Source organism: Pseudomonas sp. SR18, from assembly GCF_023701505.1.
GTDB lineage: Bacteria > Pseudomonadota > Gammaproteobacteria > Pseudomonadales > Pseudomonadaceae > Aquipseudomonas > Aquipseudomonas cyclaminis.
Genome location: NZ_JAMQAU010000006.1, coordinates 198,139 through 210,199, shown reverse-complemented (window position 1 = coordinate 210,199; position 12,061 = coordinate 198,139). Strand labels below are relative to the sequence as shown.

At 56.0% G+C, this 12,061-nt stretch carries 12 protein-coding genes; 4 read left to right on the top strand and 8 right to left on the bottom strand.

Annotation, left to right across the window (positions count from 1 at the left end; genetic code table 11):
• Nucleotides 1-34 precede the first annotated feature (34 nt).
• Nucleotides 35-2,161: a TonB-dependent receptor gene (locus NDJ82_RS11890; protein WP_250925517.1), complete on the bottom strand. Its 2,127-nt coding sequence runs from the start codon at nucleotides 2,159-2,161 to the stop codon at nucleotides 35-37.
• Nucleotides 2,162-2,256: 95 nt separating this feature from the next.
• Nucleotides 2,257-2,646 (bottom strand): DUF2946 domain-containing protein, encoded by a 390-nt coding sequence (locus NDJ82_RS11885; protein ID WP_099585103.1) that lies wholly within the window; start codon nucleotides 2,644-2,646, stop codon nucleotides 2,257-2,259.
• A gap of 91 nt (nucleotides 2,647-2,737) precedes the next feature.
• On the opposite strand from NDJ82_RS11885, the gene NDJ82_RS11880 reads away from it, so the two are divergent.
• Nucleotides 2,738-3,175 (top strand): DUF3995 domain-containing protein, encoded by a 438-nt coding sequence (locus NDJ82_RS11880; protein WP_112194952.1) that lies wholly within the window; start codon nucleotides 2,738-2,740, stop codon nucleotides 3,173-3,175.
• A 28-nt stretch (nucleotides 3,176-3,203) separates the two neighbouring features.
• Here NDJ82_RS11880 and NDJ82_RS11875 read toward each other — a convergent pair whose 3' ends face one another.
• The 4 genes from NDJ82_RS11875 to NDJ82_RS27510 form a co-directional block, all read right to left on the bottom strand.
• Entirely contained in the window at nucleotides 3,204-3,614 is a 411-nt protein-coding gene (locus tag NDJ82_RS11875) for a DUF6896 domain-containing protein (RefSeq protein ID WP_250925516.1), read from the bottom strand.
• A 647-nt stretch (nucleotides 3,615-4,261) separates the two neighbouring features.
• A complete protein-coding gene (locus NDJ82_RS27660; RefSeq protein WP_502941236.1) occupies nucleotides 4,262-4,441 on the bottom strand; it encodes a UCP019853 family protein in 180 nt (59 codons plus the stop codon).
• A gap of 144 nt (nucleotides 4,442-4,585) precedes the next feature.
• Nucleotides 4,586-5,257: a hypothetical protein gene (locus NDJ82_RS11870; protein ID WP_250925515.1), complete on the bottom strand. Its 672-nt coding sequence runs from the start codon at nucleotides 5,255-5,257 to the stop codon at nucleotides 4,586-4,588.
• Complete coding sequence (locus NDJ82_RS27510; RefSeq protein ID WP_352230438.1) at nucleotides 5,254-5,532, bottom strand: HNH/endonuclease VII fold putative polymorphic toxin; 279 nt, start codon at nucleotides 5,530-5,532, stop codon at nucleotides 5,254-5,256. The genes NDJ82_RS11870 and NDJ82_RS27510 overlap by 4 nt, the downstream gene beginning before the upstream one ends.
• A 264-nt stretch (nucleotides 5,533-5,796) precedes the next feature.
• Between NDJ82_RS27510 and NDJ82_RS11865 the strand changes: the two genes are divergently transcribed.
• Complete coding sequence (locus tag NDJ82_RS11865; protein ID WP_250925514.1) at nucleotides 5,797-8,298, top strand: TonB-dependent siderophore receptor; 2,502 nt, start codon at nucleotides 5,797-5,799, stop codon at nucleotides 8,296-8,298.
• Between the two features lie 133 nt (nucleotides 8,299-8,431).
• The gene (locus NDJ82_RS11860) at nucleotides 8,432-8,761 is read left to right on the top strand and encodes a hypothetical protein (protein WP_026139966.1); all 330 of its coding nucleotides are present in this window, start codon (nucleotides 8,432-8,434) and stop codon (nucleotides 8,759-8,761) included.
• Here NDJ82_RS11860 and NDJ82_RS11855 read toward each other — a convergent pair whose 3' ends face one another.
• Nucleotides 8,762-9,661 (bottom strand): LysR family transcriptional regulator, encoded by a 900-nt coding sequence (locus tag NDJ82_RS11855; RefSeq protein WP_250925513.1) that lies wholly within the window; start codon nucleotides 9,659-9,661, stop codon nucleotides 8,762-8,764.
• Between the two features lie 106 nt (nucleotides 9,662-9,767).
• On the opposite strand from NDJ82_RS11855, the gene NDJ82_RS11850 reads away from it, so the two are divergent.
• Complete coding sequence (locus NDJ82_RS11850) at nucleotides 9,768-10,823, top strand: AbrB family transcriptional regulator (protein ID WP_250925512.1); 1,056 nt, start codon at nucleotides 9,768-9,770, stop codon at nucleotides 10,821-10,823.
• A gap of 266 nt (nucleotides 10,824-11,089) precedes the next feature.
• Here NDJ82_RS11850 and NDJ82_RS11845 read toward each other — a convergent pair whose 3' ends face one another.
• Nucleotides 11,090-12,034 (bottom strand): sensor domain-containing diguanylate cyclase, encoded by a 945-nt coding sequence (locus NDJ82_RS11845; RefSeq protein WP_099582766.1) that lies wholly within the window; start codon nucleotides 12,032-12,034, stop codon nucleotides 11,090-11,092.
• Nucleotides 12,035-12,061: the final 27 nt, after the last annotated feature.

Sequence of the window (12,061 nt, the reverse complement as noted above, 5' to 3'; positions counted from 1 at the left end):
CAAGCCCGCTCCCACAGTTGATTGCATTCCAGGTTTAGAAACGGGTTTGCAGCGCGACCTCGAAGGTTCTCGGCGAGCCCAGGTAATAAGCCGGCGACACATGGGCAAACTCGGCATACACCTCATTGGTCAAGTTACGCACCCGGCCAGTGACCGAGGTGTGAGCATCCACCTTGTAGCGCAGGAACGTGCCAAACAGGGTGTAGGCGGGCACGGTCATCGTATTGGCGTTATCCGCATAAACCTCGGCGACATAACGTGCGTCCACGCCCCCTTGCCAGTCCTCGGCGAAATCATAAGTCAACCACAGGTTACCTACGCGCTTGGGCACGTTGGTCGGTGTATTGCCCTTGCGCGAAACCACCGCACCGCTGGCGATCTTCTCGTTGAACTCGTCGTACTCCGCATCCACCCAGGCGAAGTTGCCCTCTGCCAGTAACCTCGGTGTGAGGCGCAGCGAAGTGGCCAGCTCGATGCCCCTGGACGACTGCGCGCCGACCGGGATACTGCTGGTCGGGGCCTGCGGGTCGGTGACGGCAAAATCCTTGCGCTCGATCCTGTAGGCGGCCACGGTGGCTGAGCCACGCCCGTCCAGGTAGTCGAACTTGCTGCCCACTTCCCACTGCTTGCCAGTCGATACATCGAACACCTGCGTGGTGGTGTTCGGTTGCTCGGCGGCGGTGCTGTACTGCACGTAAACATTTGCTGATGGGACAAACTGATAGGTCAGGCCCACCCGGCCGGTCACCGGCTCCCAACGGCGCTTGAAGTGCCGCGGGTTGGTGGCCGTGACTGCGCGGTGGTTGGTCACATCCAGGTCGATGGCGTCATAACGCAGGCCGGTCAGCAACGAGAGCTTGTCGGTGAGGCCCAGTCGGTTCTCCACGAACAGCGCTTTGGTGGTGACTTCATTGGTCTTGTCCTCACCGAACTTCTCCTGGGTTCGCGGTAGGTCGTAGAAGTGGCCGGGGTTGAAGGCGTTCGGATCCACCGTGCTGTTGCCCGGCACATTCCAGGGCGTGTTAGTGGTGCTGTTGACCTTGTACTCAAAGCCGCCGGACCACGTGGTCGACAGGCCAAAGACACGGGCGTCATGGCGCAGCTCGAACTGGTTGCCGTTCTGTTCACCTTGATGGCGCACCTGGTAGGCGGTGGAGCGGTTCACCGCGCTGTTATTGGCGTTGTACTGGTAGGTCTCCAGGTTGCGGTAGTCGCGTTGGCTGTCGAGATGATAGAGGGTGTTTTTCAGAGTGGTGCTGTCGTTGATCCGGTAGTCGATGATCGAGCGTGCCCACAGCGTGCGCTGCTCATAACGACCGTCTGCGACGTTGTAGTTGTTGAAACGGTTATGTGTGTCGATTTTCAACTCGCCGGCCTTGGGGTTGAGCACGGGCGTGCCCCAATACGGGCTGTCTTCATGCTCATCCTGATATTCCAGGGCCAGGGTGTGGGACAGGTTGGGGGTGAGGTCGCTGAGCAGGGAAAACGCCAGGCTCCAGGCATCGCGTTGAGCGCGGTCGATGTAGCTGTGATGGGTGTTGCGGCTGACGTCCAGGCGCGCATAGTGCTGCACCTCGGCGCCCGGTTCGGTCAGGGCATGGTTCACGCCGAAGGCCATGCCGGCCGTGTCGTAGCTGCCATAGGTCAGTTGGCCTTCGGCAGCGTGTTCCTCACGGGTCGCCAACTTGGTCACGTAGTTCAGCGAGCCGCCCACAGAGCCGGCCCCGTTGATCAGGGAGGAAGGGCCGCCGACCAGTTCCACCCGGTCATAGATCCACGCATCCACCGGCCGCGCCAGGCCGGTGGCAACGTTGATCCCATTGAACATCTGGGTGATCTGGCTGCTGGTGAATCCACGATAAGACACAAAACCTCCAAATCCCGGCGGAGCGCTGGCATTGACGCCAGGCAGGGTGTTGGCGGCATCACGGAAGGTCTTGGCGCCGTGGCGTTCAATATCGTTGCGATTGGCAATGGCTACTGACGCCGGGGTGTCCCGCACGCTCAATCCCAAGCGCGAAGCCACGCCGCTGGATTGCTCCAGGCTCAGGCCGGGTTCGGTTGTTGACTCGCCATCAATGGTGGTCGGGGCCAGCTCGATGGCCCAGGTGCAGACAGGCAGGCAGCCGAACAGGCCCGCCAACAGGGGTAAATGTTTCATGGTTGAATCCTGAAAAACTTGGCTTGAAAGCAACGCACAGCCTTGCGTATTTCCTTGGGGAAACGGTGGCCGGTGCAGATCGGAAAGCGAAGAGATCAGGTGAAGGCAGGCGGGGCCCGCGGATTAGCCGTGGGCCAGGTGACGCGGGCGGGGGTGTCAGCGCGGGTGACGATTGCTGGCGGTGGTGCGTGAGGTTGTGGCAACACCGCCACATTCAGGCTGGAGCTGAGCGCCGGCCCCATACCCCCGGTGGAACACAGTGGGCAACCAAATGCCTTGGACAGCGTGGGCAGGTTTTCATCGGTGGAGTTGGACGGCTTGGGCGCCTGGGTACGCGGGTCCACGGTACAGAACTGACCGCCGATGCCATTGAGCTGCATCCCGACCATCTGCCCATGCCCAATACTGCAGACGAACACATTGAACAGGACGCAGCAATACAGCATCCAGGCAATGAGTGAGCGGTCGGCACGGGCAAGTTTCATGGGGCGGCACTTTACCATCAGCCGCCGACGAAATGCCTGCAAAAAATCCCTGGGCGACTATCCTGTTTCGCACCTTTGAGGAGAGCCAGCCATGAGCTTTGTCATCGCACGGTGGATCGTCGGCATTTTTACCTGCATCAGCATGGTCCACCTGTACTGGGCGGCGGGCGGCAAACTCGGCAGCCTGGCGGCCATCCCGCAGCTCCCGGGCGAATTCGCCAGCGGGCCTCGTCCTGCGTTCAAACCATCGGCTCTCGGCACTTTTCTGGTGGCAATGGGGCTGGTCGCGATTGCACTGCTCGTCTGCCTGCGAGCCGGGCTGTATTTCTCGCCGGTATCCCACGGAGCATTGCAGTGGGGGATCAGTGCGATAGCGTTGGTGATGTTTGCCAGGGCGATTGGGGACTCGGAGTTGGTGGGGTTTTTCAAAAAGGTCGGCGGGTCGCGGTTTGCGAGGATGGATACGTGGGTTTATTCGCCGTTGTGTTTGGGGTTGGGGGTGGGGTTGTTGGTGGTGGCGTGGGGGTGAGGCCCGATCGTTTTTTTAGGTTCCTGGGTCATGGTTGAATGAAGTACAAGTTCGATATGGAGCCGGAAATTCTCTTGGCTTTTCCCAACTTAAGATATTCGTTGAAGTCATTCTCCAAAGACGCTTTGTTTGTGTATTTCTTGTATTTGTTCGGCACCTCACATGCGTACATATACAGCCGCCAAGGGTCGAAGCCGTCGATCCTCTCATCAGGGCCATAATCGAAATCGACACAAATGTTAGATAGATAAACACTGCAACCAACACCATGCAGCTCGTAGGTAATGTCTTCGGTAAGGAGCCCGCATTGCGGAATCTTTTTGGCGCGCCATAGCCCCAGAATATTTTTGGTTCCGAACGTGCACTCAAGTAGGTCTGTTGCTTTTTTTACCTGTGATAAATATTCGGTTATCAAGTTTTCCAGGGTTTGAGTTTTCATCTTCTTGGCCTTTCCAATCTATCGAGCCCGACTGCGTTTGAAGCATCTACCACATCTTTGGTGCTGTTAAATGAGCTTCTGTGGCTATCTAAATCTTTGATCAATCTTATGGTGACTGGCGTGCGTGTGCGCCTTGCTGCCGAAGCTCTATGGTATCGCCATGGTTTAAATGTCACAATTTTTGTTTTTGCACCACTTGGATTGTTGAGGTTTATAGTTATGCGAGATGATCAAAATTTGTCTTCATTAGTTCCATGTGTTTTGATTTGGCGGTGCAGGTGTTTTAGGTTTGGCTTTTGTTGATGTCATCCAGCGATTATTGCTCTCGCTAATTCGGGTTATAAGCTTTGCAATAATATTGCTTTTCGCAAGCTTGGTGTTATTTGAATTAAGATTTTTCTCGTGACAACCTTAATGGATTGTGCTTGTGATCTTATTCGCTCCGGCATGTCAATCTCGATGTGATTTTCGAATTTTGCTTGGGTTGGTCTGCAGTGCGCAGTATTGTCGCATAGTTATATGTTAGTGAAAGCTTGCATCTATTCGTTCGACTTCTAACTTGATGAGGCCCTCATTGAGGTGGGGGTGGTCGTAATGCACGCCTTGGTCATTGAGCAGCGTGAAGGAAAAAAGTTTTCGTCTTGCAATTATCCGTAAAGGAAATAGGAGTAGCCCTTGCCTATTTCAATTTCATAAGGACAGTAGGTGATAAAGCAATTAATGAGTACTTCATCGATAAGTAGCATAACGTCTTCTTCTATGTCGGCATTGAGTGCTATAACCAAAGCTGTTTTGTAATGGGTTGTGTGATCTGTTGAATTATTCATTGGTTAAATATTTTGTGTTTTTTTTGGGTTGTTTTTATAACTTATCTGTGTTTTTGGTGTTTGAGTTTTAGGTTGGTTGCCTCATAAAAATAAATATCAGTAGGGTCTCCAATAAATATCAGAGCGCTGTTAGTTGCTTGGTTTTTATATTGCTTGCCAAGGTTGTATATTTATAGTTTGTGGTGAATAAAATTGTAGGTGTCTTGAATATTTATTTTCTGTATTTTGTTTTTTTTTGAGTGCTGAAGATATCTCGTCTTTGAATTTTGTTGGGTATATAAACTGCGTTGCTGCATGTGTTTCTTCTTCATAGAATCTACAGAGTAATAAGCTGTCATTCGAGTCTAAAAAATAACCAATGTTTTTTGCGGTAATATTTTTTTCAAAAATCAACATGTTTTTCCAGAGTGTCTCTATTTCGCTTTTTGTTTTTTCTATTATTAAAAAAACGCTACTTGACCCTTCTAGCGCTAAGCTGTTTATTTTTATTGGCGTGTTTGGCCTGTTTTTGATCATGGAGTATGTGTTGCTTTTTTCGTTTTTTTGCAAGAAATCTCCACTTTTGAGCTGGCTGGTTAAGTCTTTCCTTAATAAGTATTCCTCAGTTTTTGAGTTGGGCTTTTTCCCGCGAATTACTTTCCACTCTCTTTTAAAGCACCACGTCTCAGAAAGGTGCTCCACGACACTGCACCAACTTTTCCATAAATCAGGAAAGTTGTGGTCTACCAAGGTTGTGGTAGTAAATTTACTGTTGTTTATGCTGTCCGCATCTGTCCAAGGCCTGATGCCGAGTTCGTTTATATAAGCGGTTTTCATTTTGATCTCTTAAAATACGTGTGGGAGTCGTCACCAATTTTTAGTGGGGTCTTAATTTCGTTTATCGTATTTTTGGTATTGAAGTGTGGGCCATGATTTCCTTCTAAGTGTCCGAGAGAGTGTTCGTAAATCGTAGTAAGGTGGCCATCTTTTAAGCTAAAAACATATACCCGTCCCATTATGTGCTTATCCTGATCGCGAATTTTATCTCGGTAAATTGCTAATGGTTGAGTGTTTTCATGTTCGATAGCGGCAATGTGCGCAGCGTGGGTCATCCGTGACGTCTCGGCAGAGGGCAAGGCGTCGGAGTCTGCCGCAGGAAAAAGCGGCTGGATGAACGGTTTGGAAAATCAGAATGGGCTGACAAATGCTGGAGAAAAACCGCGTAAACCCACCTCAAAGGGCTACACAAAAAAGCGAGCCGACTGATTGCAGCAAGGCCTGGATAAACCATCTCAAATAAAAACTGCTCTCATCCTTGCCCGATTTGCGGACATGGCCGTCATGGTTAATAGAACCTCCATGACCCAGGATTTCCCATGTCGCGCCTCGCTCGTCCCTTGCATCCACTGGCCCTGTCAGCTGCGGTGGCTTTTGCCGCCGTGCCGTTGCTGAATGTCCAATCCGCCTATGCCCAAGCAAGCAGCAGCGCCGTGCGCAGCTTCCAGATCCGGGCCGGTGACTTGAGCCAGGCCCTCAATAGCCTGGCCGAGCAGGCGGGGTTGGTGCTGGCGTTTGATGCAAGCTTGACCCGAGGCAAGGTCAGCAATGGCTTGAGCGGGCAATACGACACCGATGTGGCACTGAGCCAGCTGCTGGCCGGCAGCGGCTTGCAAGCCCTGAAGATTTCCGCCGACCGTTACCGCTTGGAAGCCATCCCGGAAAACGGCGGCGCCATGGAGTTGCAGGCCACCACGATCAGCGGCGCCTACCAGGCCGAAAGTCCCACCGGGCCGGTGTCCGGTTATGTGGCCACGCGCAGCCTGTCCGGGACCAAGACCGACACCGCGCTGATCGAAACGCCGCAGTCGATCTCCATCGTCACCAAGGACCAGATGCGTGCGCAGAACGCCGAGAGCCTTAACCAGATCCTGCGCTACAGCGCCGCCGTGGTCCCGGAAACCCGTGGCGCTACCGCCTCGCGTCTGGACCAACTGACCATCCGCGGCTTCGCGCCGGCCACTTATCTTGATGGCCTGCGCATGCCGTCGAGCCGTGACGCCTTGCCGCAAAAAGACGCCTTCGACCTGGAGCGCGTTGAAGTGCTGCGCGGCCCGGCGTCGGTGCTGTACGGCCAGGGAACGCCGAGCGGGGTGATCAACATGGTCACCAAGCGCCCGCTGGACACGCCGTTTCATGAAGTGGGCGTGGAATACGGCACCTTCAACAAGAAGCGCACCACCTTCGATTTGAGCGGGCCGATTGACGATCAGGGCGTGTATTCCTACCGCGTCGCCGGACTGTTCGACGACGCCGACGGCCAGGTCGAACACACCGAGACCCGTCGCCAGTCGCTGTCCAGCGCGTTCACCTGGCGCCCGGACGACGCCACGTCGCTGACCCTGCTTGGGCATTTCCAAAAGGACCCTAAAGGCGCGTCCTACGGCTCGGTGCCGGCCTGGGGCTCGGTGTTGCACAGCCCGACCGGGCGCAGCATCGATGTGGATTTCTATGATGGGGAAAAGAGTTTCGAGAAGAGCGACCGCGAGTACTATTCCATCGGCTACGCCTTCGAACATCACTTCGATGATGTGTGGACCGTGCGCCAGAACGCGCGTTACCTGCGCAGCGAAGGCCAGTACCGCAGCCTCTACAGCAACTACCTGATGACGGATTACCGGACCATCCGCCGTTCGACCATCGCCACCGATGTGGACATGGATGCGTATACCCTCGACAACCAGGTACAAGCCAGATTCGACACCGGCCCGGTGCAGCACACCTTGCTGATGGGGCTCGACTATCAGAACACCAGCACCGATACCCTGTCCGGTTCAGGCACCTACACTGCCGGGCCGACCCTGGATATTTTCAACCCGGTCTACGGCGCCGCCGTTGCGGTACCGGCGTACACCACCGACGGCACGTCGCGCAGCGAACAGACCGGCGTCTACCTGCAAGAACAGATGAAGTGGGACAAGTGGGTGTTGCTGCTGGGCGGTCGCTATGACTGGGCCAGCACTGACAGCACCACGAAGACCCTGCGCACGGCGACCAAGAGCCAGTCCTCGCTGGACAGCAAAGCCTTCACCGGGCGCGTCGGTCTGGTTTATCTGTTCGATAATGGCCTGGCGCCGTATGCCAGTTACTCGGAGTCTTTCAACCCCCAATCAGGCACTGGGTATGGTGGCTCGGTGTTCAAGCCGACCGAAGGCAAGCAGTATGAAATCGGCATCAAGTACCAGCCGCCGGGCAGCAATAGCTTTATCACCGCGGCAATCTTTGACCTGCGCCAGAGCAACGTCCTGACGACCGATCCGGACCCTACGCACCTGTGCGGCACCGGACGCTGCCAGAGCCAGGATGGCGAAGTGCAATCCCGTGGGTTTGAACTGGAAGGCAAGGCCAGCCTCAATGACAACCTGGACATCACTGCGGCCTACGCGTACCTGGACAATCGCATCAGCAAGTCCAACAACACCGTGCGTTATGCGCCCATCAGCGACATCGGCGTAGGCCCGGCGATCAATGCCGAGGGCACCACCACCTACGCGGTTCCGCGCCACACGGCCTCGGCGTGGGCGGATTACACCTTCCATGACGGCAACCTCAAAGGGTTTGGGGCAGGGGCGGGGGCGCGTTATGTCGGTTCCTCGTGGGGCGATACGGCTAACACTCTGAAAGTACCGGGCTACACCTTGTTCGATGCGGCGGTGCACTACGACATCAAGAACATCGTCAACCTCAAGGACAACCTGCGCCTGGCGCTGAACGCCACTAACCTGGCGAATAAAGAGTATGTCGCGTCGTGCTATTCGTACTCGTGGTGCTGGTACGGCTCGCAGCGTACGGTGCAGGCGAGTGCGACTTATCAGTGGTAAACGCCTGAACTTCCTGGGTGAGGGGCTAAATTGTGGCCATAAAGTTTTGTCGATAAGGCAATTTAATGGCCCCTTTGTAACAAAATCCTCGCCAGAATCGCTTTTATTTTCAGGCGGTTAGGTGGGGATGCAAATGCGCAATGTTGGAATCATGCTGATCGCCTGCTCCCTGGCCGGCGGCGCGGCTGCCGTGCAGGCTCGGGAACTGCGCGAGGGTGACAAGTACATGTGCAGTTGGGGCGCCGGCACCGCCGCCAGGGCCCAGGAACTCAAGCTGTCAGGGGTATCGCTGTACGCTGCGCGGCAGAAGATCCAGACGATCAAGTTCAACAAGTCGTGGATGCGCATGATGGCCATGGGCATCACCGAGCAGACCTACGACAGCCGTTCACGCCTCAAGCCCGAGGCGATCCGCCAAAGCTTCTATCAGGACTGTGTTCGCTACAAAGTCGCACGCAAGTGATCATCGCGACAGCGGCGAGCCGGCATCTTCCTGAAAGAACAACTTGGCCGTTTCAATAAACCGTCGATTGGCCTGGGACAGGTACTCACTGGCGCGCCAGCACAGGTTGAAGTGCATGAACTGGGCGGGCTCGAAAGACACGCCGGCGATTCCCGGTTCTTGCTCCTGGACCGAGCGCAGCAGGGTGGAGACGCCCATTCCGCTGCGGGTAGCGGCAATCACCAGCGGCACGAAGTTACTCTCCAGGGCGATATTGAAACGCACGCGGGCATTGCTGCAAAAGGTGTCCAGCAGGTGGCGTTGCAGGAAGGTGTTGTCGAACACCAGCATTGCTTCGTCCTGCAACTGGGGCGCCGAAATCGACGCCGCTCGCGCCAGCCGGTGCTGCTCAGCCATGCACAACACCATTTCATCGCTGCCAAGCAACACCGACTCCCAGCCCGGATCGACGCGCCGCGACTCCAGCAGCGCGACATCAATGTCCCGTGTGGCCAGGCGCTCGCTGATGTCATCGGCGCTGCCTTCCACGACATGCATCGCGATGCCGGGGTAGCGGGCACGGAACTGCATCAGCAACTCGGGAATATGGCGGATGCCATACATGGGCGGCACGCCGACGCGGATCTCGCCGCTGTGCAATTGGGTCAAGTCTTGCAGTTCGCGCCGCGCGCCTTGCAACCCCTGCAGGCAGGCTTCAGCACGCGCCAGAAACAACTTTCCTTCTGCCGTGACACTGATCTGTCGCGTGGCCCGGTTGAACAGGGCCACCCCCAACTCATCCTCCAGCCGACCCACCGCCATGCTCAACGCCGGTTGCGCCACATGCAGGGCCTGAGCAGCTTTGGTGAAGCTGCCTTGACGGGCGATTTCGACGCAATATTCCAAGGCTTTCAAGTTCATACAAGCTCGCATAACAAAGAGTGATGAGTTGCTTAACAAATGGATATTTTCTGTGATGAGGTCGAGTCTATAACCTGTCGGCACTCTTCTCCATGCCGGATTTATCATGTTCCTCACTCTTCGCCCGTATTGGCTTATCACCCTGATCATTGGCGCCTTGGGCGCCAGCCTCGCCAGTTGGGCGGGATGGCCGTTGCCATGGGTCATTGGCTCGCTGCTTGCGGTGCTGATAACCCGTTGCACCGGCGGCCCGGTCCCTGAAATCCCCCACGGCCGCCAAGCCGGGCAATTGATCGTGGCGGTCGCCATCGGCTGCCATTTCACCTTGCCGGTGATGCAGCAAGTGGCGGCCCATCTTGGATTGATCGTCACGGCGGTGTTGCTGACCCTGGTGTTGGCACTGTGTTCGGTGTTGATCCTTAATCGCTGGGGTGTGCCGTTCGGCACGGCGTTCTTCGCACTGATGCCGGCCAATTCCAGCGAGATGGTCCACTTGGGCCGTCAACGCCAGGCGGACCCCGGTTTTATCGCGGCTGCCCACAGTGTCCGCTTGTTGCTGATCCTGCTGGCCGTGCAAGCTATCGCGACCTTTGGCCTATCGCCTGGGGTTGCACAGGCCCCTTTGCCGGTGATTTGGCCCTGGCTGGTTTTCATCCTGGCCATGGGCTGGTTGGCGGCGCTGGGTTTCAAACACTGCAACGTGCCTAACCCGTGGACATTCGGGCCGTTCGTGATCTGTGCGGTGGGGGTGGGCTGCAATAACTTGTCGATGAGCATGCCGGGATGGCTGAGCGGCGCGGGCCAGCTCTTGATTGGCTGCGCTCTGGGCGCTGCGTTTGACAGAGGTTTTTTCCGTCGTGCACCGGGCTTTCTACTGAAGGTAGTGGTGTTGATGGCAGGTTCGGTGATTGCCACCGGGTTGGCCGCTTGGGGGCTGGGGACGTGGCTGGGCCTGTCGTGGCTGTCGCTGGCCCTGGGCATGATGCCGGGCAGCGCCCCGGAAATGAGCCTGACTGCCGAGGCGCTGGGGCTGGCGGTCACGTTGGTGACGGCGATGCAAGTGATCCGCATGCTATTGATCCAGGCCGCGTGCCTGCCGTTGTATCGTCTATTGAACCAAGTGCCTGATGAACGAACTTCAAAGCGTGCAGCGTTGTGGTAGTCAATAACCCCTTTTTATAAGTGGAAATATGCCCGGTAGTTGCACCAAAAAGTGGCACTGGAATTTCTCACCACCTTAAAAAACATGTGGTTATTGAAGGACTTACGCAACTTTTAATCCGACGAATGGATTGAAATAGTCTTGTTACACGTTTTTACAATCGTTACTATAGCCGGGCGTTCACCTCCCACGGTTTATGCATTTTTAAATCCCAAGTTTCCATCAGCTACTTGGGATTTTTTTTGCCTGGAATTTGACCGCCAGCGTCAAACTTCACCCTCTGCAAACTCCGCGCGCATCCGTCCATTGCGTTTGGCTTGATAAAGCAATTTGTCGACATCCTCGACAAAACCCAGCATCGGGCTGTCGGGTGTGACGATACGTGTACCGACGCCCAGGCTCAGGGTCAGCAGGTTCGACACTGCCGAAAAGCCATGCTCGATCTGCTGCTGGCAGATCAGGTGCAGGCAACGCCGCGCCACCTGTTTGGCTGATGCCGCGTCGGTCTCCGGTAGCAGCCATACAAACTCTTCACCGCCTATACGCGCAATGAAATCCCTGGGTCGATTGGCCGCCTGGGACAGCGTGCGTGCGACCTGACGCAGGCATTCATCACCCTTGATATGGCCGTAGTGATCGTTGTACTGCTTGAAGAAATCGATATCCAGGATGAGCAACGATAGCGGCAACTGGCTGCGCAGGGCGCTGGCCCATTCGCGCTCAAGCACGGTGTCGAACATGCGCCGGTTGGCGATGCCGGTGAGACCGTCCTGATAGGAATATTCCTCAAGTTGTTTTTGCAGGCGTATCAAGTGCTCTTCGGTTTTCTTGCGTTCGCTGATATCGAACATAAAGCCGATCAGGGCTTCGACCTCGCCATCCTTGCGCACCACGTGCACCACATCACGAATCCACACATAGTCGCCGTTGACCGTGAGCGCTCGGTAATCCGCCTCGTGGTCCACGCCGGCGCGGGACTGCGACACACAGAAATTCACCACGTATTCCCGGTCATCCGGGTGCATGCGCTCGACCCAGTCGTCCACGCTGACCCAGCTTTGCGGGGTCCAGCCCAGCAATGTCTCTATCTGCGGGCCGATATAGCTGAAGGTCATGGTCTGCCAGTCGATGCGCCAGGGGATGGCTTTGGTCGACTCCAGCAGCGTTCGGTACACGTCACTGTCGGGCTGGCTCGGGGGATCGATGCTCATGGGCGTGCTCGGGGATGGTGGCGAATA

Coding starts and splice junctions, on each gene's coding strand:
- NDJ82_RS11880 (WP_112194952.1), top strand. CDS start 2,738: ATGAGCTTTGTCATCGCACGGTGGATCGTCGGCATTTTTACCTGCATC.
- NDJ82_RS11875 (WP_250925516.1), bottom strand. CDS start 3,614: ATGAAAACTCAAACCCTGGAAAACTTGATAACCGAATATTTATCACAG.
- NDJ82_RS11870 (WP_250925515.1), bottom strand. CDS start 5,257: ATGAAAACCGCTTATATAAACGAACTCGGCATCAGGCCTTGGACAGAT.
- NDJ82_RS11845 (WP_099582766.1), bottom strand. CDS start 12,034: ATGAGCATCGATCCCCCGAGCCAGCCCGACAGTGACGTGTACCGAACG.
- NDJ82_RS11865 (WP_250925514.1), top strand. CDS start 5,797: ATGTCGCGCCTCGCTCGTCCCTTGCATCCACTGGCCCTGTCAGCTGCG.
- NDJ82_RS27510 (WP_352230438.1), bottom strand. CDS start 5,532: ATGACCCACGCTGCGCACATTGCCGCTATCGAACATGAAAACACTCAA.
- NDJ82_RS11855 (WP_250925513.1), bottom strand. CDS start 9,661: ATGAACTTGAAAGCCTTGGAATATTGCGTCGAAATCGCCCGTCAAGGC.
- NDJ82_RS11885 (WP_099585103.1), bottom strand. CDS start 2,646: ATGAAACTTGCCCGTGCCGACCGCTCACTCATTGCCTGGATGCTGTAT.
- NDJ82_RS27660 (WP_502941236.1), bottom strand. CDS start 4,441: ATGAATAATTCAACAGATCACACAACCCATTACAAAACAGCTTTGGTT.
- NDJ82_RS11850 (WP_250925512.1), top strand. CDS start 9,768: ATGTTCCTCACTCTTCGCCCGTATTGGCTTATCACCCTGATCATTGGC.
- NDJ82_RS11860 (WP_026139966.1), top strand. CDS start 8,432: ATGCGCAATGTTGGAATCATGCTGATCGCCTGCTCCCTGGCCGGCGGC.
- NDJ82_RS11890 (WP_250925517.1), bottom strand. CDS start 2,161: ATGAAACATTTACCCCTGTTGGCGGGCCTGTTCGGCTGCCTGCCTGTC.